The following is a 21,535-nucleotide window of genomic DNA, read 5'->3' on the forward strand; positions in this document are numbered from 1 at the left end:
CCTCTCCGCCCGCAGGCCGCTCTTAACCCTTACTGGATCAGAACGCGCACTTCGCACAAAGATGGAGCAGCCCGTGACAACGTCGCACATAGCCAAGCCCCGGCGGCGCACCCTCCTGGCGGCCACCGCGCTCGCCGCGGTCGGTGCGCTGACCCTCACGGCCTGTGGCGGCGACTCGGACGCCGATGGCGACAGCGACGGCAAGAACGGCAAGGCCAGGACTCAGGGCGCCGACATCACCATCTCGGCGAAGGACGGCTCGACCGGGGCCTCCATCAACGCCACCGGCGTCAAGGTCGAGGGCGGCAAGCTGACCGAGGTGAAGATGACCCTGGTCTCCACCGGGGCGGCGGTCGACGGCACGCTCTCCGCCGACGGCACCAGCTGGAAGCCCAAGGCCCAGCTGGAGCGCGGCATGAAGTACAAGATCACCGCCGACGCGAAGGACACCAAGGGCAAGGAGGCGACGGAGAACTCGATCTTCACGACCGTCTCCAAGGCCAACAGCTTCATCGGCAGTTACACCCCCGACGGCGGCACGAAGGTCGGCGTCGGCATGCCGGTGTCCTTCAACTTCGACAAGGCGATCACCGAGAAGCAGTCCGTCCAGTCGCACATCAAGGTCACCACCGACAGTGGCCAGAAGGTCGTGGGCCACTGGTTCGGCGACCAGCGCCTGGACTTCAGGCCCGAGGAGTACTGGAAGGCCGGCTCCAAGGTCACGATGAAGATCGACCTGGAGGGCGTGAAGGGCGCGGACGGCGCCACCGGCGTACAGAACAAGACGGTCAGCTTCACCGTGGGCCGCGCGCAGGTCTCCACGGTCGACGTGAAGGCCAAGAAGATGACGGTCGAGCGCGACGGCAAGGTCATCAAGACCATCCCGATCTCCGCGGGCAGCCCGTCGAACCCCACGTACAACGGCAAGATGGTGATCTCCGAGAAGTTCACCCAGACCCGGATGAACGGCGACACGGTCGGCTTCGGCGGTGAGTACGACATCAAGGACGTGCCGCACGCGATGCGCCTGTCGTCGTCCGGCACCTTCATCCACGGCAACTACTGGGGCTCGCCCTCGATCTTCGGCAGCGCCAACACCAGCCACGGCTGCGTCGGACTGCAGGACGCACAGGGCGCGGGCGACTCCAGCACGCCGGGCGCGTGGTTCTACGACAACTCCCTCATCGGGGACATCGTGACGGTCAAGGGTTCCCCGGACGAGACCATCGCCCCGGACAACGGCCTGAACGGCTGGAACATGTCGTGGAGCGAGTGGACGGCGGGTAGCGCGGGCTGATCCCGGCGCCACTCCTGCCCCTCTCACCAGCCCCAACACCGCGAGCCGCACGGGAACTTGCCGTGCGGCTCGTACGTTTTCCAGTTCCCGGACATGATGTCCGACACAGGGGCTACGGTATGCACTCACAAGGTGACATGCAGCAACGCCGGGAGAGACCTTGAGCGTTCCGTACGAGTACGAGACGGCGTACGAGCCCCAGTCTGCCGAGCAGGATTCTCCGCACTCCCCGCAGGAGCATCTCGAGCGGCTTCTTCGCCGCGCCATGAACTCCTTCGACCTGCCGGACGACACGATAGGACGTCTGGACTCGGCCTTGGCGTACGACAGTTCGCTGCACTCCGCGCATCACAGCGCGGGCCTGCACCGCGAGACGTACCGCCACACGTGGCTTCTCGCCGACGCGGGCGCGCTCACCCTCTGGGAGCTCGTGCACAACACCGGCCCCGGCAGCCACCCCCAGTACGAGCTGTACGCGGACGAGGAGGAGGCCGGGGTCGCCACCTCGCGCCTGCCGCTCCCGCCCGACACCCCGTCCGCCACCTGCGAGCAGCCCGTGGTGCTCCAGCTCCCGGTCGCCGACGAACCCCGTCATACGTACGTGCCGGACGGCTCCGCGGACCACGGCCGCCGGCTGCTGCGCCGCGCGGAGAACTCGGTGAGCGAGGGACGCCCCGGCGAGGAGCTGGAGCGGTTATTGCGCTCGGCGTTCGCGCACCAGATCACGCAGGCCTTCGGCCGCCCCTGCCTGGTCGGCGAGGCACGCCTCTGCTTCTCGCTCTACGAGCACGCGTTCCTGCTCTTCGACGGCAGCGAGCTCAGCCTCTGGGAGGTCGAGCACACGGTCACCCCCGACAAGCGGCACCGCTGCGAGGTGTACGTCTCCGAGGAAGCGGCCCGCGCGGCGATGGAGCAGCGCGCCAGGAACATTCCGCAGCAGCGCAGGAAGTAGCGGGCCGGTCCGCGTACGGGCGTCAGGGGCGGCCGTCGCCGAACTGCCGCACCAGGCCCGCGAAGGCGGCGCGCTCGTCCGCCGTCAGCTCGACCGTCTCGGCGCGCGGCGGGCCCGTCTGCGCGGGCAGCGAGCCCAGCGCCCGGGACGTGCGCCAGACGTCCACGTCGGCCTGGTCGCGCCGCATCACCCGCACCAGGCCCACGGCCCAGACGACGGTCGCCGCGGCCAGGACGGCCACGCCTGCCTGCTGGAGGATCGAGACATTCTGGAGCATGCCGCACAGTAGACATCACGATCCGGGGCTTACGACAGGGGGTTGTGGGACTTACGTCCTGAAGTGACGCATGTCGCACAACCCCCCTCATAGGGTCCGAACCCCCGGAGCCCGGCCGAACCCGGCAAGCGAGCCGAAGTCCGGCAGCCGGGCCCCGAAGGGGCGGGATCAGACAGCCGCCGGCACCCGCTTCTCCGTCGCCGCTTCCTCGCCCGTGATGCCGCTCTCCGAAGGCGCCGTCCTCCGGACGCCCTTGAGCAGGATGACCGCCACGGTCGAGACGCCGACTCCGGCGGCGATCGCCACCAGGTACAGCAGCGGCTGCCCGATGAGCGGCACCACGAAGATGCCGCCGTGCGGGGCCCGCAGCGTGCAGCCGAAGGCCATCGACAGGGCGCCGGTGACCGCGCCGCCCGCCATCGAGGCGGGGATCACCCGCAGCGGGTCGGCCGCGGCGAACGGGATCGCACCCTCCGTGATGAAGGAGGCGCCGAGGAACCAGGCCGCCTTGCCGTTCTCACGTTCCGTCTTGGTGAAGAGCCGGCCCCGGATCGTGGTGGCGAGAGCCATGGCCAGCGGCGGGACCATGCCGGCCGCCATCACCGCGGCCATCACCTTGAAGCTGCCGTCGGTCGGGTCGGCGAGACCGCCGACGGCGAAGGCGTACGCGACCTTGTTCAGCGGGCCGCCGAGGTCGAAGCACATCATCAGGCCGAGGATGACGCCGAGGATGACGGCGTTGGCGCCGGACAGGCCCTCCAGCCAGTCCGTGAGCGCGCTCTGCAGTTCGGCGATGGGCTTTCCGATGACGAGGAACATCAGGAAGCCGACGACCGCGGACGAGATCAACGGGATCACGACCACGGGCATGATCCCGCGCAGTACGGCCGGGATTTTCACGCGCTGGATGCCCATGACGACCGCACCCGCGATCAGACCCGCCGCGAGGCCGCCCAGGAAGCCCGCGTTGATCGTGACGGCGACGGAACCGCCGACGAATCCGGGGACGAGCCCTGGCCGGTCGGCCATCCCGTACGCGATGTAGCCCGCGAGGACCGGCACCAGGAAGGCGAAGGCGAGCCCGCCGATCTGGAAGAGGAGCGCGGCCCAGCTGGTGGTGTCCGTCCACACGAAGTGCTCGGCGACGGACGGCGCCTTGTCGATCTTCCAGCCGCCGATGGCGAAGCCGAGTGCGATGAGGAGGCCGCCGGCCGCGACGAACGGGACCATGTAACTGACGCCGGACATCAGCCACTTGCGCAGCTTGGTGCCGTAACCGTCGCCGCTGTCACCGGCGTTGTCGACGGGGCTCGGCCCGACGTCCGCGGTGATCTCGCCGCGGGCCGCCTTCGCCCGTACCTCGGCGATGAGCTCGGCTGGCCTGCTGATGCCTGCCTTCACCCCGACGTCGACGGTGGGCTTCCCGCCGAAGCGGTCCTTGTCCCGTACGGGGACGTCGTGCGCGAAGACGACCGCGTCCGCGGCGGCGATGACGGCCGGGTCGAGGCGGGTGAAGCCCGCTGACCCCTGGGTCTCGACCGTCAGCTCCACGCCTGCCTCGCGGGCGGCGTTCTCGAGGGACTCGGCTGCCATGTAGGTGTGCGCGATGCCCGTGGGGCAGGAGGTGACTGCCACGATGCGGAACGGCTCCGCCGGGGGCGCGTCGCTTTCCGGCTGCGGGCCGGTGGGTTCTTCCGCCGCGCTGCCCGCCGCGGGCTCCCCCGTGATCAGGGCCGCGGCCGTCTCGGCGTCCTGCGCGGCCCGCAGCGCGCTCGTGAACTCCTCGTCCATCAGCTGCCGCGCGAGCGACGACAGGATGGTCAGGTGGGCGTCATCGGCCCCGGCGGGAGCGGCGATCAGGAAGATCAGGTCGGCGGGACCGTCCGGCGCCCCGAAGTCGATGCCCTCGGCCGAGCGGCCGAAGGCCAGGGTCGGCTCGGTGACGTGGGCGCTGCGGCAGTGCGGGATGCCGATGCCGCCGTCGAGGCCGGTCGGCATCTGCGCCTCGCGGGCCGCCACGTCGGCGAGGAACCCGTCCAGATCGGTCACCCGGCCCAGGGCCACCATGCGCTCGGCGAGGGCACGGGCCGCCGCTTCCTTGGTTCCGGCGGACCGGTCGATCTCGAGGTCGACCAGTTCCGCGGTGATCATCTCGCTCATCGCGGGCTCCTTCGCACGCGTATCGCCCGGAGGGCTGGGGTGGGGACGGGGGTGGGGACGGGGGTGGGGGCGGGGGTGATGCGGTGTGGGTACGTCATGACGCCGGCTCCGTCAGTACGCGGTCCAGGGGGACCTCCGACGTGACGGTGACGGCGTCGGGCGCGAGGTCGGCGGGGGTCGGCATCGCGCTGCCGGGGAGCTGGACCGCTGCCGCGCCGTGCGCCACGGCCGACGCCAGGGCGGTGACGCCGGTGCCGCCCGCGACGAGGAAACCGGCCAGGGAGGAGTCACCGGCTCCGACATTGCTGCGTACGACGTCGACCGACGCGGCGGCGAAGTACGCGCCCGAGTCGTCCACCAGGAGCTGGCCGTCCGCGCCGAGACTGGCGAGCACGGCCCGCGCGCCCAGCTGCCGCAGTTCCTCGGCCGCCTTGACCGCGTCGCCGACGGTCGCCAGGGGGCGGCCCACGGCTTCGGCGAGCTCCTCCGCGTTCGGCTTGACGACGTCGGGGCGTTCGGCGAGGGCGGCGAGCAGGGCGGGACCCGAGGTGTCGAGGGCGATGCGGGCACCGGCGGCGTGCGCGCGGGCCACCAGGTCGGCGTACCAGGAAGGGGCGAGCCCACGGGGCAGGCTGCCGCAGCAGGCGATCCAGTCGGCGCCGACGGAACGCTCCCGCACGGTGGAGAGCAGCAACTCGGCTTCGTCCGGGCTCAGTTCGGGACCGGCCGCATTGATCTTGGTGAGCGTTCCGTCCGGTTCGGCCACCGCGATGTTGGACCGGGTCTGGCCCGCGACCGGGACCGGCGCGACCTGGATGCCCTGCTCGTCGAGGAGTTGGGCCACGAGGGCGCCGGGTGCGCCGCCGAGGGGCAGGACCGCGAGCGTCGTCGCGCCTGCCGCCGCGACCGCCCTCGACACGTTGACGCCCTTGCCGCCCGGGTCCATGCGGTCACCGGTGGCCCGGATGACCTCGCCGCGGTCCAGCGAGGGGACCTCGTAGGTGCGGTCGAGGGAGGGGTTGGGGGTGACGGTGAGGATCATGCGCGTACGTACCGTTTCCTTGCTGACCTGCGTTGTGCCGCTGTCCGCATTCCTGTCCGCGCCGCTCACGCGCGGATCACCTCCGTGCCGCCGCTCTCGATCGCCGCGGCGTCCTCGGGGCTGAGGCCGCTGTCGGTGATCAGCAGATCCACGTCCTGGAGGTCACCGAAGCGCGCGAAGTGCTCCTGCCCGTGCTTGGTGGAGTCCGCGAGGAGCACCACGCGGCGGGCCGCGCCGATCGCCGCGCGCTTGACGGCGGCTTCGGCGAGGTCGGGGGTGGTCAGGCCGGCCTGCGCGGAGAAGCCGTTCGCGGCGACGAAGAGGACGTCGGCGCGAATCTCTCCGTACGCCCGCAGCGCCCACGCGTCGACGGCGGCGCGCGTACGGCTGCGGACGCGGCCGCCGATGAGGTGCAGCTGGATGCCGGGGTGGTCGGCGAGGCGGGCGGCGGTGGGGAGGCCGTGCGTGACGACCGTGAAGGTGGCCTCCAGCGGGAGGGAGGCGGCGAGGCGGGCGACGGTCGAGCCGGCGTCGAGGATGACGCTGCCTTCGGCGGGGAGTTCGGCGAGGGCGGCGTGGGCGATGCGGTCCTTCTCGTCGGCCGCCGTTCCCTCCCGCTCCGCGAGGTCCGGCTCGAAGTCGAGGCGTCCCGCCGGTATGGCGCCACCATGCACGCGGCGCACCAGGCCCGCGCGGTCGAGGGCCTTCAGGTCGCGCCGGATGGTCTCGGCGGTGACCTTGAACTCCTCGGCGAGCGACAGGACGTCGACCCGGCCGCCGTCGCGCGCGAGCCGCAGGATCTCCTGCTGCCGCTCCGGTGCGTACATGTCCGTCTGCCTCCGCCGGGTGCCCGAGTGTGTGGTTTCCCATGCAGAGTACGACTGCTTTACGGGAAAGTCCACAGGTTCGGACCCCGAACGGACACAAACGGACTTCCGTCCTTGCCCGCGCTCTTGGACCCCGGAGCACGAAAGCGGCCCGGGCGGAGCTATGAGCTCCGCCCGGGCCGCGCCCCGTCACTACGTCACTCCCCCGCTCAGGAGGTCAACACGGGCTCCCGCTCGCCGAGTTCATCACCGGAGGCACGGACGGCCGCGTCCGCACCGCCACCGTCGGCATCACCGCCGACGCCATCACCATCGCCCTCCACGTGCTGCCGCGGCTTCGACGGCAGGGCGAACATCAGCAGGAAGATGGCGACGAGCACGCCGACGACCCACCACAGCGAGTTCTGGAACGCGCCCACGATCTCCATGGGCATCTCGCTCCGCGCCGCCTTCTCGTTCATCACGCCGAAGAACACCACCGAGACCAGGCCGAGGCCGAGCGCCGTACCCATCTGCTGCACGGTGTTGAGCAGCCCCGACGCGGACCCGGAGTGCTCACGCGGCACGTCCGACAGGATGGCGTCGGTCAGCGGCGCGACGATGAATCCCATGCCCGCGCCCATCACGACCAGCGGCAGCGCCATCTGCCAGGACGCGATGCCCGCGCCGTACCGGTCCGCCTCCCAGATGTAGAGCAGCACCCCGGTGGCCATGACGAGCGCGCCGCCCTGAAGGACCTTGCGCCCGAACCGCGGCACGAGCTTCTGCACGGACATGCCGGCCGCCACCGAGACGGCGATCGAGAACGGCACCCCGGTCGTGCCCGCCCGCAGCGCGCTCCAGCCGAGTCCCGTCTGCATGTAGACCGTCCAGACCAGGAAGAAGATGCCCATCGCGACGCCGAACACGGTCTGCACCGCGATGCCCGCGGCGAAGCTCTTCACCTTGAACAGGGACAGCTCCACGAGCGGCGAACCGTCCTTGGCCGCCTTCGCCTTCTCGTACGCGATGAGCGCGACGAAGACGACGAGTCCGCCCGCCATCATGGCGTGGCCCCACAGCGGCCAGTCCAGCTCCTGCCCGCGGGTGAGCGGGTAGAGCACCATCAGCAGGCCGAGCGTGACGAGGACGACGCCGACGAGGTCGAGCTTGAGGGCCTTCGGCGCCTTGGACTCGGTGATGAACTTGCTGCCGAGGATCAGGCCCGCGATCCCGACCGGCAGGTTGATGAGGAAGATCGGACGCCATTCGAGGCCGAGGATGTTCCACTGGGTCAGCAGCGCGCCGAGCAGCGGTCCCGACACGGCGCCGAGCCCCACGATCATGCCGAAGAGGCCGAAGACCTTGCCGCGCTCGTGCGCGGGGAAGGTGGCGTGCACGATCGACAGGACCTGCGGCACCATCATCGCGGCCATGCCGCCCTGCAGGATCCGGGACGCGACCAGCATCTCCGGGTTGGCGGCGAACCCGCAGAGCGCGGAGGCGACCGTGAAGCCGCCGATCCCGACGAGGAACATCCGCTTGCGCCCGTGGATGTCGCCGAGCCGCCCGCCGGTGATGAGCCCGGCGGCGAACGCGAGCGCGTAGCCCGCGGTGATCCACTGGATCTGGCTGTACGAGGCGCCGGCCTCCTCCTGGATGGACGGAATCGCGATGTTGACGATGGTGACGTCGACGAGGTCCATGAAGGCCGCCGTCATCACGATGGCGAGGGCGAACCAGCGGCGCCGGTCGGCTGCTGCGGCGGCGTCCGATCCGGTCGGTGCTGTGGCGGGGCTGCTGTAAGTCATAAGAGGAGACTAGAAGCCATATAGGTCAGGTCATGACCTAGATGGACGGCATCCTTGGAGACATGACTTCGACTTCCGGCACGACCTCGGAACGGTCCGGCGGTACGGACACCCCGGCTCGGCTGCTGCAACTCCTCTCCCTGCTCCAGACCCCGCGCGAGTGGCCGGGCGGCGAGCTGTCGGAGCGGCTCGGCGTCAGCCGTCGTACGGTGCGGCGCGACGTCGACCGGCTGCGGGACCTCGGCTATCCGGTGCAGGCCAGCCAGGGTGCGACCGGTGGCTACCGGCTGGTCGCGGGCAAGGCGATGCCTCCGCTCGTCCTGGACGACGAGGAGGCGGTGGCGATCGCGGTGGGGCTGCGGGCCGGGGCGGGGCACGCGGTGGAGGGTGTGGAGGAGGCGTCGGTCCGGGCCCTGGCGAAACTCGAACAGGTCCTCCCCTCCCGCCTGCGTCACCGAGTCCAGACCCTCCAGATCGCGACAACCCCCCTGACCAGCGGAGACGGCGCGAGCATCGCGCCCGAGACGCTTACGGTCATGGCGTCCGCGGCGGCGGGCCAGGAGCGCCTGCGCTTCGCGTACCGCTCGGGGGACGGCACGGAGTCGCGCCGCCTCACGGAGCCGCACCGGCTCGTGTCGACGGGACGGCGCTGGTATCTCGTGGCGTACGACATCGACCGTGACGACTGGCGCACGTTCCGGGTGGACCGGGTTTCGTCGCCCTTCGCGACCGGCGCCCGCTTCGTGCCGCGGGAGCTGCCCACGGGAGACGCCGCGGAGTTCATCCGCCGGTCGATGTGGCGGGGTCAGCCTTCGTACGCGATCGACGTGACGTTCGAGGCGTCCGCGGAGGCCGTCGCGAGGGCGTTCCCGGCGGCCCTGGGGACGCCGGAGCCGCTGACGGCCACGACGTGCCGGCTGCGGGCGGAGGTGACGGACGCCGTCGAGTGGCTGGCGGTGCGGCTTGCCCTGACGGGCCATGATTTCGTCGCCCACGAGCCGCCGGAACTGGTCGACGCGTTGCGTTCCCTGGGGACCCGCCTCACCCGCGCATCCACCTCCACGTAGCCGCCGCGAGCGAGGCAGGAAACAAAAATGAGCCCCGGTGCCGGGGGGGGGATGGCACCGGGGCTCGGCTGTGGGGGCCGGTCGAGGCGGGCCGCCTAGGCCGCCGCGTCGAAGCCCGTGTCCCGAGCCAACTTCTTCAGTTCGAGCAGCGCGTGCTTCTCGATCTGACGAATCCGCTCCCGCGTCAGACCATGCTGCTTGCCGACCTCCGTCAGCGTCCGCTCACGGCCGTCCTCGATGCCGTACCGCATCTTGATGATGGAGGCCGTGCGCTGGTCGAGGCGGCCGATCAGGTCGTCCAGCTCCTCGCTGCGCAGCAGGGTCAGGACGGACTGCTCGGGCGAGACCGCGGAGGTGTCCTCGAGGAGGTCACCGAACTGCGTGTCGCCGTTGTCGTCCACGCCCATGTTGAGCGAGACCGGGTCACGCGCCCAGTCCAGGACGTCCGTGACACGCGCGGGCGTGGAGTCCAGCTCCGCCGCGACCTCTTCGGGCTCGGGGTCGCGTCCGTTCTTGCGGTTGAACTCCCGCATGACCCGGCGGATCCGGCCCAGCTCCTCCACCAGGTGGACGGGCAGACGGATCGTGCGGGACTGGTCGGCTATGGAGCGCGTGATGGCCTGACGAATCCACCACGTGGCGTACGTGGAAAACTTGAAGCCCTTGGCGTAGTCGAACTTCTCGACCGCGCGGACCAGGCCCGCGTTCCCCTCCTGGATCAGGTCGAGCAGCGGCAGACCACTGCGCGGATAGCGGCGGGCCACGGCGACGACCAGACGCAGGTTCGACCGGATGAAGACGTCCTTGGCCCGCTCACCGTCGGCGACAAGCGTTTCGAGCTCCTCGCGGGACGCGGAGGCGCCGGGGACGGAGTCCTCGACGTCGCCGTCGAGTATCTTCCGGGCGTACACACCGGCCTCGATGATCTGGGACAGCTCGACTTCCTTGGCGGCGTCGAGCAGCGGCGTACGCGCGATCTCGTCGAGGTACATGCCGACCAGGTCGCGGTCGGCGATCTCCCCGCCTACGGCGCGAACACTGCGTGCCGCGTCGGTCTCGCCGGTGGAGGCGGACTTACGACGGGCGACGGCACGGGTTGCCATGCGTGCTCCCTTGCGTGTGGAGGTCCTGGTCGGCCCTTTTCACGGGCCTCTGTGGTGGAAACCACACCCTCGCGGGTGCCCTGCTTCCGATGGAAACAACGACTGGAATCCGGACAGAATTCCCAAGCCGCGCAACTATTTTCCTGACGTTGCAGTACCCTGTGCCGCCACAAAGGGAGGCCGGATGCCGTCGGAACGTGACGAGGTGCAGGTCAGGCCGGGCACGGAGGCCGATCTGGGGGCCCTGACCGCTATCTACAACCACTACGTGCGCGAGACGGCGATCACATTCGACACGGCCGTCTTTCTGCCGGAAGAGCGCCGCCCTTGGCTGCTCTCCCACCCTGAAGACGGCCCCCACCGCCTCTTGGTTGCCCAGGAGCGTGATTCCGGCCTGGTCCTCGGGTACGTCACGAGTTCTCCTTTCCGGGCAAAGCCCGCGTACGCCACCTCTGTGGAGGTGAGCGTCTACTGCGCGCCGGACGCCGCCGGCCGCGGCATCGGCACCCTGCTCTACAAGGCGCTCTTCGAGGCCCTCGAAGGCGAGGACCTGCACCGCGCCTACGCCGGGATCGCCCAGCCGAACGACGCTTCCGGCCGCCTCCACGAACGTTTCGGCTTCCGGCACGTCGGCACGTACCGCGAGGTGGGCCGCAAGTTCGGCCGCTACTGGGACGTCGCCTGGTACGAGCGTCCCCTCGGCCCCCGGCACCGAAGCGGGTCCTAGGTCCCGACCCGGCCCGCCCTAAGCCCTGACCTAGGGCGCAAGGCCGTTACGTCCGCACCCGGGCCCCGCCTACCGTGCCGCCATGGAAGCCAACGCGGACGCCGACGCCACCACCGGCACCCTCGACGAAGCCCTGCAGCGCCTGCACGCCTCGGGCCCCGAGCGGCTCGGACGGCTCACCAACCACGCGCCGATGGCCGTCGAGGCGCTCGCCGCGCACGGCCACTCCGGTGCTGTCCACCGCTGGCTCGGGCTGTACGCGCCGAAGTTGGAGGAGTACCCGGGCGCGGTCGGAACAATCACCGACGACGACTGGCGCGAGGCTCTGGGTGATCCGCGCCGGGCGGCGGACTGGATCGCGTACTTCGGCCGCGAGGTGGCCGAGCGTCCGTGGCGCGAGGTGCTGGCCGCGTGGTGGCCGCTCCTGCTGCCGGGCATGTACGGCGGCTCCACGCACCCGGTGATCCGCGTGGGCCACGCGGTCCGCACGCTCCTGTCCGGCGAGGCGACCGGGCCCCGCGTCACGGAACTCGCCCACGGCCTCGGCTACTGGGCCGCCCGCCACCACCCCGTCACCGGCATCGCGCTCCTGCCGCCGGGCACCGGCACCGCGGCCGCCGCCCTGGACGTCGTCGAGCCCATCCCGGACAGGGAGAGCGGCGGCTTCCCCGTCAGGCTGGGCCGGGTCGTGGGCCTGCCCGCGTGGGCGGCCACGGTGACGGACCCGGACGAGGCGCACCGCGGGCTGACCGAGCTGGTGCGGGCGGCCACCCACCGGTACGCCACGCACGGCCACGGCGAGGCGACCATGCTGGTGCACGCGGCGACCGCGCCCAACGCCGTGCTGCGCGCGCTGCCCGCGCTGCCCCGCACCCTGTGGGCGCCGAGCCTGCACGCGGCCTGGACGGCGTCGGCCGCCGTGACCGCGATGTACGCCCCGGACACCCCGGTCACGTACACGGCGCCCGGCACCTTCGCCCCCGAGGAGGTCTTCGAGCGGGCCTTGGCGCACGGCGACGAGCACGTCATCAAGTTCGCCGACACGGCACTGGACGTGGGCGACGAGCGCGCCCTGACGGCGGCCCTGCGCGCGATCGAGATCAGCGAACCGCTCGCCTAGGCACGCGGGCGACCTCAGCCGAACTGCACCGACCGCTTCGCGAGCCCCATCCAGAACCCGTCGATCACACTGCGCTGCCCGCCGAGGTCCCCGGCGGCCTCCGCGGCCCCCAGCGTCACGAACAGGGGCGCGAAGTGCTCCGTGCGCGGATGTGCGAGCTCGCCCGCCGGAGACTTGTGCCGGAAGTCGAGGAGACCGTCGATGTCGCCCGCGTCGAGCGCCTCGTGCCCCCACGCGTCGAACTCCACCGACCACGACGGCGTACCGCCCTGGCGCAGCGCGGCCAGATTGTGCGTGAAGAAGCCGCTGCCGACGATCAGCACGCCCTCGTCCCGCAGCGGCGCGAGCTTGCGGCCGATGTCGAGCAGGCGGCGCGGGTCGAGGGTCGGCAGGGAGATCTGGAGCACGGGGACGTCCGCGTCGGGATACATCTCGACGAGCGGGACATACGCTCCGTGGTCGAGCCCGCGATCCGGGATGTCCTGCACCGGTGTACCCGCCCCGCGCAGCAGTTTGCGTACGGAATCGGCCAGTTGGGGGGCGCCCGGGGCGGCGTACGTGACCTGGTAGTAGTGCTCGGGGAAGCCCCAGAAGTCGTAGACCAGCGGCGCCGTTTCGGTCGCGCCGAGCGCGAGCGGTGCCTCCTCCCAGTGGGCGGAGACCATGAGGATGGCCTTGGGGCGCGGCAGCCCCGCCGACCAGGCGCGGAGCTGGTCCGGCCAGAGCGCGTCGTCGGCCAGCGGCGGTGCGCCGTGGCTGAGGTACAGGGCGGGCATGCGCTCCTGGGTCGCGGTCATGGCGGCACCTCCGAGAACGTACGAGAAACGGTTTACTTTAACTCTCAAGCTTTCTCGACGACGACCCTACTCCCGTATTGTTTAACTTTCAAGGAAGGGCTGCGTACGATGGAGTACATGGACACGGCACCCACTTCTCCCCCCGACCTTCCCGACGGGGAACCGCGCTGGCTCGACGACGACGAACAGCGCACCTGGCTCGCGTATCTGCAGGCCACCACGCTCCTGGAGGATCACCTCGACCGCCAGTTGCAGCGTGACGCCGGCATGCCGCACATCTACTACGGCCTCCTGGTCCAGCTCTCCGTCGCCCCGCGGCGGCGGCAGCGCATGACGGAGCTGGCCAGGAACACCAAGATCACCCGGTCCCGTCTCTCGCACGCCATCGCGCGCCTCGAGAAGAACGGCTGGGTGCGCCGCGAGGACTGCCCCTCCGACAAGCGCGGCCAGTTCGCGATCCTCACCGACGACGGGTACGAGGTCCTGCGCAGGACCGCGCCCGGCCATGTCACCGCCGTGCGCCAGGCCCTCTTCGACCGGCTCACCCCGGAACAGCAGAAGTCCCTCGGCGAGATCATGGTGATCGTCGCCGAGGGACTTCAGCCGAAGGAGGCGGGAGCGGACCTGCCCTGGCTCCGCTAGGCCTCCCCGCGTGCGACCGGGGTCAGTGCGCGACCACCGGGATCCGCACCTCGTCCGCGGAGCCCTCGACGCCCTCGCCGTCACCGGAGCCCGATGCGGCCGGAGCGCCGCTCTGGGCACCGGTGTTGATCAGGGCGAAGGCGATCGCGGCGGCGGCGGCCAGGATGCCGACGGCCCACCAGATCGCGCTGGTGTAACCCTCGACCATGGCCTGCGCCTGGACCAGCTTCTGGGCCGCGGGGGTCGTCGCACCCGCCGCGTGGTCCGCGATGTACGCGGTCGTGGCGGAGGCGGCGATGGTGTTCAGGAGGGCGGTGCCGATGGCGCCGCCGACCTGCTGCGAGGTGTTGACCATCGCGGAGGCGACACCCGAGTCACGCGGCTCCACACCGTGCGTGGCGAGCGACATGGCGGGCATGAACGCCGTACCCATGCCGAGGCCGAGCAGCAGCTGCGCGGGCAGGATCAGACCGGCGTACGAGGTGCCGATCTCCAGCTGCGTCAGGAGCAGCATGCCGATGGCCGCGACCACGAAGCCCGGGCCCATCAGGAGCCGCGGCGCGACGCGGGTCATCAGGCGGGCGCCGATCTGCGTGGAGCCCGTGATCATGCCGACGATCATCGGCAGGAACGCGAAGCCGGTCTTCACCGGCGAGAAGCCCTTGACGATCTGCAGGTAGTACGTGAGGAAGAGGAACAGGCCGAACATCGCGATGATCGCGAGGCCGAGCGAGAGGTAGACGCCACCGCGGTTGCGCTCGGTCAGGACGCGCAGCGGGAGCAGCGGCGACTTGACCTTGGCCTCGACGAGGACGAACGCGGCGAGCAGGACGGCGGAGCCGACGAACATGCCGATCGTCAGGGAGTCCGACCAGCCGGCCGACTCGGCGCGCGTGAAGCCGTAGACGAGGGCGACCAGACCGAGGGTGGAGAGGATCACGCCGGGGATGTCGAGCGGCGAGCGGTTGCGGGCGCCGGCCGGCTCACGGATGACGAAGTAGGCGCCGAGTGCGGCGATGACGGCGAACGGGATGTTCACGAAGAACGTCCAGCGCCAGTTCAGGTACTCGGTGAGGAATCCGCCGAGGATCAGGCCCACGGCGCCACCACCACCGGCGATCGCACCGTAGATGCCGAACGCCTTGGCGCGCTCCTTGGCATCGGTGAACATCACGGCGAGCAGGGACAGGGCGGCGGGCGCGAGCAGCGCGCCGAACACACCCTGCAGGGCGCGGGCGCCGAGCATCATGGCCTCGCCCGTCGCGGCGCCGCCGAGCGCGGAGGCCGCGGCGAAGCCGATCAGTCCGGTCACGAAGGTGCGCTTGCGGCCCCAGAGGTCGGCTATGCGGCCGCCGAAGAGCAGCAGACCACCGAAGGCCAGGGCGTAGGCCGTGATGACCCACTGGCGGTTGCCGTCCGAGATGCCCAGGTCCTGTTGGGCGGAGGGCAGCGCGATGTTCACGATGGTCGCGTCGAGGACGACCATCAGCTGCGCGAGCGCGATGAAGATCAGCGCTTTCCAGCGCCTGGGATCTGTTTCTGACATGGGAGTAGCCACCTAGCGGTACGTGTGGTGAAAAAGTGACGGAAAAGCGACGCGTGCCGCGCACGACGGAGGCGCGTGCCGCGTGGAACGTGATGGAGCCGGGTCAGGCGTGACTCAGGACTGGCGGAGGTCCTCCAAGGTCGCCGCCTCACCGGGCAGCTCGGAGCGGGCAGGCGCCATCAGGCCGTCCAGGAACAGCTGCAGATGACGGTGGACGAAGCGGTCCATGTTCGGGCACGCCGTGCCGGGCAGCGGCCTCGTGAGCTGGGAGAGGGCGACCATCAGGTCCCCGACGGCGATGTCGGTGCGCAGCTGCCCGGCCGCGCGCGCCCGTTGCATGAGCCCGTCGATCACGGCTTCGAGCCGCTCACGGGCATCGACCAGATCCGGGTGATCGGGGTCGAAGGCCGCCTGGAGGATCGGGCACAGGGCACCGATCCGCTCGTCGGCGGAGGCATGTACGAACCGGCGCAGGACGTCGAACGCGACACTCGGGTCGGCGTCCGCGGCCAGGATCGCCGCCTCGGCGTGCGCCGAGACGCGGTCGGTGACCAGCAGGACGACCTGGTGCACCAGTTCGGAACGGTCGGAGAAGTGCCGGTAGACCGTGGCGTTGCCGACGCCGGCCCGGCGCGCGACCTCGTCGAGCGGCACATCGGGGCCGAACTCGACGAACATCTCGCGTGCGGCGGCGACGATCCGCTCCCGGTTGCGCAGGGCGTCGGCCCGCGGGCGGGGCGTTCGGCGCTGCGCGGCGGTGGCGGTTTCCACGGCGGCTCTCCTCAAGTCTGCGGTCGAGCCTCCGGACGGTGCCGGAGCCTCGGATGCGCGATGCGGGGAATCACTCCCCGTTTCGCTCGGACACAGGTCTAAACGGGGAGACAGTCCCCGGATATTTCCCGCTCCCGGACTTTCTTCGCGTGACCCGCGTCACACGTAAATGAACAAGAAACCCACGATCGGTCGCACCCAACGAGCGCCCGCGCACCCACCGGCACAGGGTGATCGAAAGGGTGCAGCCAGGACCGGCGGCTGCCGCTAGGGGAAGGCCCACGCATGCAGCAGCCGACCTGGAGGCAGATATGCGGAGCGCGACGTGGCACTGCACTCGCCACCTGCGCCGTCCTTGCTTTCACGGTCACCACATCGGCGAGCACCGGCCGCCTGATGGAGGAGTCCCCCACGGCGGCGGGCCCCTCGTCCCTGGCCCGCGCGACCACGCTCAACCCGTGCATGATCAGCGGCACGATGGGCGTCCAGATGTCCGAGGGGATGCCCACCCCCACCGGATACTCCCGCTCCACCGGCACCGTCCGGGCCCTGAACCTGATGGTCGACTTCTCCGACGCCCCCGGCGAGGGAAGCGCCCTCGACCGCCTCGGTGAGTTCTTCCCGCAGACGTCCGACTGGTTCCGCACCAGCTCCTACGGACGGCTCGACTACCGCCCGGAGTCCCCGGTCTCCGACTGGCTGCGGATGCCCAAGAGCTTCAAGGAGTACGGGATAGAGCGCGGCGCCCCCTTCGACCCCGGCTACCGCGAGCTGGTCACGGACATCGTGGCGGCGGCCGACCCGGACGTGGACTTCCGGGAGTACGACCTGGTGAACATCCTGATCACGCCGAACGCCGGTCCTTCCGCGCTCGACACGGTCCTCTCGGTGACCTTCGCGGGCAACACCGAGGCCCCCGTAGCGGACGGCGTCCCGGTCTCGAACGCGTCCTTCGTCTACAGCAGGCAGGACGACGGCTCGGGCAGCTACCGCGAGACCGGCTACCGCGTGCTCCCCCACGAGAACGGCCACGTCTTCGGCCTGCCCGACCTCTACACACAGGAGGGCGGCGGCGCGGTCGGCCATTGGGACATCATGAGCGAGGACTGGGGCGCCAACAACGACCTCGTGGCCTGGCACAAGTGGAAGCTCGGCTGGCTCGGCGACGACCAGGTCAGCTGCGCGTCGAACTCCGGCACCACCGAGCACACGCTCAGCCCGCTGCCGACGGAAGGCGGCACCAAGCTCGCCTTCGTGCCGCTGAGCGACCGGACGGGGTACGCCGTCGAGGTGCGCACCCGCGGCGGCAACGACGAGGCGATCTGCAAGCCGGGGGTCCTCGTCTACCGGGTGGACGCGGAGGTCGACACCGGCCACGGCCCGATCACGGTCTCCGACTCCACGAAGGACAGCGGCGGCTGCACGCGCCGGCCGAACGTCCACGCGGAGCTCTCCGACGCGACCTACGAGCCCGGACAGACCTTCACGGACAAGAAGACGGGCGTACGCATCACGGTGACGGACATCGACGAGACGGGCCGCTACCGGGTGCACGTCACCCGGCCGTGAGGCCACGCCTCAGCCGCCGTTGACCTTGGCGGACCCGGCGCCGGGCACGGTCTGCTGCACCTGCCGCAGGAAGGCGGCGTTGTCCGGGGTCTTGCGCAGGCGGTCGAGGATCGCCTCCAGGTTGCCCTGCGGGTCCCTGCCCTGCAGGGCGCGCCGCAGACCGCGTACGGCGGTCAATTCGTCGGCGGGCACCAGGAGTTCGTCGCGGCGCGTGCCGGAAGGGGTGACGTCGACGGCGGGGAAGACCCGGTGCTGGGCCATGCCGCGGTCGAGGCGGAGCTCCATGTTGCCGGTGCCCTTGAGCTCCTCGAAGTAGTAGTCGTCGGCGCGCGATCCGGTCTCCACGAGCACGGTGGCGAGCATGGTCAGGGACCCGCCCTCCTCCGCGCACCGCGCGGCACCGAAGAGCCGCTTGGGGCCCTGGATGGCGGCGGCGTCGACACCTCCGGAGAGGGTGCGGCCGCCGCTGGATGCCGCGTTGTTGTACGCGCGGCAGAGCCGGGTGAGGGAGTCGAAGAGCATCACGACGTCCTTGCCCTCCTCGGTGAGCCGCTTGGCGCGCTCGACGGCGAGTTCGGCCAGGGCGATGTGCTCCCTGGCGGGCCGGTCGAAGGTCGAGGCGAGCACCTCACCCCGTACGGAACGCTTCATGTCCGTGACTTCCTCGGGCCGTTCGTCGAGCAGCACGACCATGAGGTGGGCCTCGGGGTGGTTCGCGCTGACGGCGGCGGCGATCTGCTGGAGCAGGACGGTCTTGCCGGTGCGGGGCGGCGCGACGATGAGGCCGCGCTGGCCCTTGCCGACGGGGGCGACGAGGTCGATGAGCCGGGTCGCGACACTGCCGCCGCCGCTGCCGGGCGTCTCCAGGAGGAGCCGCTCGCGGGGGTGCAGCGGGGTCAGGTCGGCGAACCGCGTACGCCTGCGCAGGGCTTCGGCGGAGTGTCCGTTGACCCGCTCGACGCCGGTCAGGGTGCGGGCCCTGCCGCTGACGCCCTCGACCATGTCACCCGCGCGCAGGCCGAACCGGCGGATGAGCGCGGAAGGGACCTGTACGTCGTTCGGGGTGGGGAGGCAATCGCCCGTACGCAGATGGCCGTTGGCGTTGTGACTCACGTCGAGGATGCCGGAGGCGGCGACGACGGGAGCCGTGGTGGTGTCCCTGTTCGGGGTGGTGTCCCTGTTCGGGGTGGTGGTCTTGTTCCGGGTGATGGTTGCGGTACTCATGGTGGGGTCCTTTCGCAGGCGTGCGAATGAAGGGGCCCGGCGGGACGGTGAGTTCACGTCCCGTACGTCGGGCGGAGAGAAGAACTGCGGCACAGGGCTGCGCGGAAGTTTCCTGAGAGCTTCGTCGAACGACGGAAGCCACGGAGCCACTGGACTGCGGAAGCCTCGATGAGGCGGAAGAAGAGAAGATCGGCACGGGCGCCGCGGAAGGCGGCGTACACACGTGCTGTTCGCAAGGTAGCACAGCTTTCGGACCGCCGAGCGTGACGTGGGTCACCAGGATCGTACCCGGACGGCCGCATCCATCCACATGACCCGGCGCCCGGTTATGTGGGCCCCACACATGGGATCCCCGCCCGGCGCACCCTTACGTTTCCGGCCATGACGAGTCCCCCTCCCCGCGGTGTCGCCCCCGCAGGCCCCGCCGGAACCGATCTCACCGGACGCACCGCCCTGGTCACCGGCGGCGCCAGCGGCATCGGGCGGGCCTGCGCCGTGGCCCTGGCCGACGCGGGCGCCTTCGTCCACGTCGTGGACCGGCACGCCGACGCGGCCAAGAACGTCGCCGACGAGATCGACGGCGAGGCACACCCCGTGGACCTCGCCGACCCCGCCGCGGTGGACACCCTGCCCACGGACGTCGACGTCCTCGTCAACAGCGCCGGGCTCCAACACGTCGCCGCCATCGAGGAGTTCCCCCCGGAGCGGTTCGACCTGATCCAGCGGGTGATGGTCACCGCGCCGTTCCTCCTGCTGCGCCGGACACTGCCGCACATGTACGCGCACGGCTGGGGCCGCGTCGTGAACATCTCCAGCGTGCACGGGCTGCGCGCCAGCGCCTTCAAGTCCGCCTACGTCACCGCCAAGCACGCCCTGGAGGGCCTGAGCAAGGTCACCGCCCTGGAAGGCGCGACGCACGGCGTCACCAGCAACTGCCTCTGCCCCGGCTACACCCGCACGCCCCTCGTCGAGGACCAGATCAGCGCCCAGGCCACCGCCCACGGAATCGCGCCCGAACAGGTCCTCACCGACGTACTGCTGCGGCGTTCCGCGACCAAGCGGCTCATCGAGCCCGAGGAGATCGCCGCCGCCGCGCTCTGGCTCTGCGGCCCGCACAGCGGCTTCGTGACCGGCGCCTCGCTGCCCCTGGACGGCGGCTGGACCGCCGGCTGAACCCCCGCTCCCCCAGCGCCACTTCACCCCACGTCCCCATCGAGAAACGGATCACGCCATGGCAGCCGCAACGCCGCGTGCCCAGGGCAAGACCCCGGGCACGCCAGGTATCGCCCGCATCATCAGCGCAAGCCTCATCGGCACCACCATCGAGTGGTACGACTTCTTCCTCTACGGCTCGGCCGCCGCGCTCGTCTTCAACACCCTCTTCTTCCCCAACAGCGACCCGCTGGTCGGCACGCTCCTCTCCTTCCTCACCTACGCCGTCGGTTTCGCCGCCCGGCCGCTGGGCGGCGTCGTCTTCGGCCACTACGGCGACAAGATCGGCCGCAAGAAACTTCTTGTGCTCAGCCTGATGATGATGGGCGGCGCCACCTTCGCGATGGGCCTGCTGCCCACCCACGCCACGCTCGGCGTCGGCGCCCCGATCCTGCTCACGGTGCTGCGCCTGATCCAGGGCTTCGCGCTCGGCGGTGAGTGGGGCGGCGCCGTCCTGATCGTCTCCGAGCACGGCGACGACAAGAACCGCGGCTTCTGGGCATCCTGGCCGCAGGCCGGCGCACCCGGCGGCAACCTCCTGGCCACCGGCGTCCTCGCGCTCCTCGCCGCCGTCCAGTCCGACGAGGCGTTCCTCGCCTGGGGCTGGCGCATCCCGTTCCTGCTCTCCGGGGTGCTCGTGATCATCGGCCTGTGGATACGGGTCTCGGTCTCGGAGTCCCCGCTGTTCCTGGAGGCGCAGGCCCGTGCGGAGGCCGCGGCGGCCTCGGGGGAAGCGGCCAAGGAGGAGGCGCCCGTCGTCGAGGTCTTCCGGCACAACTGGCGCGGCGTCCTCACCGCGATCGGCACCCGGCTCGGCGAGAACGTCTCGTACTACATCCTCACGGCCTTCGTCCTCGTCTACGTCACCGTGCACCTGGAACTGCCCAAGAGCACAGCCCTGAACGCCGTCCTCATCGGCTCCGCCGTGCACTTCGTGACGATCCCGCTGTGGGGCGCGCTCTCGGACCGCATCGGCCGCAGGCCCGTCACCCTGATCGGTTCCATCGGCATGGCGGCGTGGGCGTTCGCGTTCTTCGCGCTCGTCGACAGCGAGTCCTTCGCCGTGATCACCCTCGCGGTCACCGTCGGGCTGCTCCTGCACGGCGCGATGTACGGGCCGCAGGCCGCCTTCATCTCCGAGATGTTCGACACGAAGGTGCGCTACTCCGGGGCGTCGATGGGCTCGCAGCTCGCGTCCATCATCGGCGGTGCGCTCGCGCCGATCATCGCGGTGGAACTCCTCAAGGACTTCGATTCGGCGACCCCGGTGGCCCTCTACGTCTGCGTGACGGTGGTGATCACGACGCTCACGGTGCTCGTGGCGAAGGAGACCCGGGGCCGCTCGCTCTCCGAACAGCGTTCCGCTCCCGAGGGTGCGACCAGCACCGCCTCGGCGACAATCGGAAGCTGAA

19 protein-coding genes are annotated in these 21,535 nt (G+C 70.6%); 9 read left to right on the plus strand and 10 right to left on the minus strand.

Annotation, left to right across the window (positions count from 1 at the left end):
• Positions 1–73 precede the first annotated feature (73 nt).
• Both ACWD02_RS25210 and ACWD02_RS25215 read left to right on the plus strand, forming a co-directional pair.
• Positions 74–1,297, plus strand: a complete 1,224-nt coding sequence (locus ACWD02_RS25210) for a L,D-transpeptidase (RefSeq protein ID WP_451214695.1) — start codon at positions 74–76, stop codon at positions 1,295–1,297.
• Between the two features lie 160 nt (positions 1,298–1,457).
• The gene (locus ACWD02_RS25215) at positions 1,458–2,249 is read left to right on the plus strand and encodes a DUF6227 family protein (protein WP_451214696.1); all 792 of its coding nucleotides are present in this window, start codon (positions 1,458–1,460) and stop codon (positions 2,247–2,249) included.
• 22 nt (positions 2,250–2,271) lie between these two features.
• Here the strand turns inward: ACWD02_RS25215 and ACWD02_RS25220 are convergent, their stop codons facing one another.
• The 5 genes from ACWD02_RS25220 to ACWD02_RS25240 form a co-directional block, all read right to left on the minus strand.
• Complete coding sequence (locus tag ACWD02_RS25220; protein WP_451214697.1) at positions 2,272–2,526, minus strand: hypothetical protein; 255 nt, start codon at positions 2,524–2,526, stop codon at positions 2,272–2,274.
• Between the two features lie 168 nt (positions 2,527–2,694).
• The gene (locus ACWD02_RS25225) at positions 2,695–4,686 is read right to left on the minus strand and encodes a PTS fructose transporter subunit IIABC (RefSeq protein ID WP_451214698.1); all 1,992 of its coding nucleotides are present in this window, start codon (positions 4,684–4,686) and stop codon (positions 2,695–2,697) included.
• A gap of 94 nt (positions 4,687–4,780) precedes the next feature.
• Entirely contained in the window at positions 4,781–5,728 is a 948-nt protein-coding gene (gene pfkB, locus ACWD02_RS25230) for a 1-phosphofructokinase (protein ID WP_451214991.1), read from the minus strand.
• A 65-nt stretch (positions 5,729–5,793) separates the two neighbouring features.
• The gene (locus ACWD02_RS25235; protein ID WP_451214699.1) at positions 5,794–6,555 is read right to left on the minus strand and encodes a DeoR/GlpR family DNA-binding transcription regulator; all 762 of its coding nucleotides are present in this window, start codon (positions 6,553–6,555) and stop codon (positions 5,794–5,796) included.
• 209 nt (positions 6,556–6,764) lie between these two features.
• Positions 6,765–8,345 carry an MFS transporter gene (locus ACWD02_RS25240; RefSeq protein WP_451214700.1) on the minus strand — a complete coding sequence of 527 codons (1,581 nt, stop codon included), beginning with the start codon at positions 8,343–8,345 and terminating at the stop codon, positions 6,765–6,767.
• A gap of 62 nt (positions 8,346–8,407) precedes the next feature.
• Between ACWD02_RS25240 and ACWD02_RS25245 the strand changes: the two genes are divergently transcribed.
• Positions 8,408–9,412, plus strand: coding sequence for a helix-turn-helix transcriptional regulator (locus ACWD02_RS25245; protein WP_451214701.1), 1,005 nt, complete (start codon positions 8,408–8,410; stop codon positions 9,410–9,412).
• Positions 9,413–9,507: 95 nt separating this feature from the next.
• On the opposite strand, the gene ACWD02_RS25250 is transcribed toward ACWD02_RS25245, so the two are convergent.
• On the minus strand, positions 9,508–10,515 hold the full coding sequence (locus ACWD02_RS25250; RefSeq protein WP_451214702.1) for a sigma-70 family RNA polymerase sigma factor: 1,008 nt from the start codon (positions 10,513–10,515) through the stop codon (positions 9,508–9,510).
• Between the two features lie 184 nt (positions 10,516–10,699).
• On the opposite strand from ACWD02_RS25250, the gene ACWD02_RS25255 reads away from it, so the two are divergent.
• Both ACWD02_RS25255 and ACWD02_RS25260 read left to right on the plus strand, forming a co-directional pair.
• On the plus strand, positions 10,700–11,242 hold the full coding sequence (locus ACWD02_RS25255; protein WP_451214703.1) for an N-acetyltransferase family protein: 543 nt from the start codon (positions 10,700–10,702) through the stop codon (positions 11,240–11,242).
• Between the two features lie 82 nt (positions 11,243–11,324).
• Positions 11,325–12,362 (plus strand): questin oxidase family protein, encoded by a 1,038-nt coding sequence (locus tag ACWD02_RS25260; protein WP_451214704.1) that lies wholly within the window; start codon positions 11,325–11,327, stop codon positions 12,360–12,362.
• A 14-nt stretch (positions 12,363–12,376) separates the two neighbouring features.
• Here the strand turns inward: ACWD02_RS25260 and ACWD02_RS25265 are convergent, their stop codons facing one another.
• Complete coding sequence (locus ACWD02_RS25265) at positions 12,377–13,159, minus strand: dioxygenase family protein (RefSeq protein WP_451214705.1); 783 nt, start codon at positions 13,157–13,159, stop codon at positions 12,377–12,379.
• A 117-nt stretch (positions 13,160–13,276) separates the two neighbouring features.
• Here ACWD02_RS25265 and ACWD02_RS25270 point away from each other — a divergent pair, with 117 nt between their 5' ends.
• Entirely contained in the window at positions 13,277–13,801 is a 525-nt protein-coding gene (locus ACWD02_RS25270; protein ID WP_451214706.1) for a MarR family winged helix-turn-helix transcriptional regulator, read from the plus strand.
• Between the two features lie 22 nt (positions 13,802–13,823).
• On the opposite strand, the gene ACWD02_RS25275 is transcribed toward ACWD02_RS25270, so the two are convergent.
• Positions 13,824–15,347, minus strand: a complete 1,524-nt coding sequence (locus tag ACWD02_RS25275) for an MFS transporter (RefSeq protein WP_451214707.1) — start codon at positions 15,345–15,347, stop codon at positions 13,824–13,826.
• Between the two features lie 114 nt (positions 15,348–15,461).
• Entirely contained in the window at positions 15,462–16,118 is a 657-nt protein-coding gene (locus tag ACWD02_RS25280) for a TetR/AcrR family transcriptional regulator (RefSeq protein WP_451214708.1), read from the minus strand.
• Between the two features lie 285 nt (positions 16,119–16,403).
• On the opposite strand from ACWD02_RS25280, the gene ACWD02_RS25285 reads away from it, so the two are divergent.
• Positions 16,404–17,687: a M6 family metalloprotease domain-containing protein gene (locus ACWD02_RS25285; RefSeq protein ID WP_451214709.1), complete on the plus strand. Its 1,284-nt coding sequence runs from the start codon at positions 16,404–16,406 to the stop codon at positions 17,685–17,687.
• A gap of 9 nt (positions 17,688–17,696) precedes the next feature.
• Here ACWD02_RS25285 and rho read toward each other — a convergent pair whose 3' ends face one another.
• A complete protein-coding gene (gene rho, locus ACWD02_RS25290) occupies positions 17,697–18,911 on the minus strand; it encodes a transcription termination factor Rho (RefSeq protein ID WP_451214710.1) in 1,215 nt (404 codons plus the stop codon).
• A gap of 381 nt (positions 18,912–19,292) precedes the next feature.
• Between rho and ACWD02_RS25295 the strand changes: the two genes are divergently transcribed.
• Together ACWD02_RS25295 and ACWD02_RS25300 are read left to right on the plus strand one after the other, a co-directional pair.
• Entirely contained in the window at positions 19,293–20,084 is a 792-nt protein-coding gene (locus ACWD02_RS25295; RefSeq protein WP_451214711.1) for a 3-hydroxybutyrate dehydrogenase, read from the plus strand.
• Positions 20,085–20,142: 58 nt separating this feature from the next.
• Positions 20,143–21,534 carry an MFS transporter gene (locus tag ACWD02_RS25300; RefSeq protein WP_451214712.1) on the plus strand — a complete coding sequence of 464 codons (1,392 nt, stop codon included), beginning with the start codon at positions 20,143–20,145 and terminating at the stop codon, positions 21,532–21,534.
• The last annotated feature ends 1 nt before the right edge of the window (position 21,535 follow it).

It is taken from the genome of Streptomyces sp. NPDC002853, from assembly GCF_053591915.1.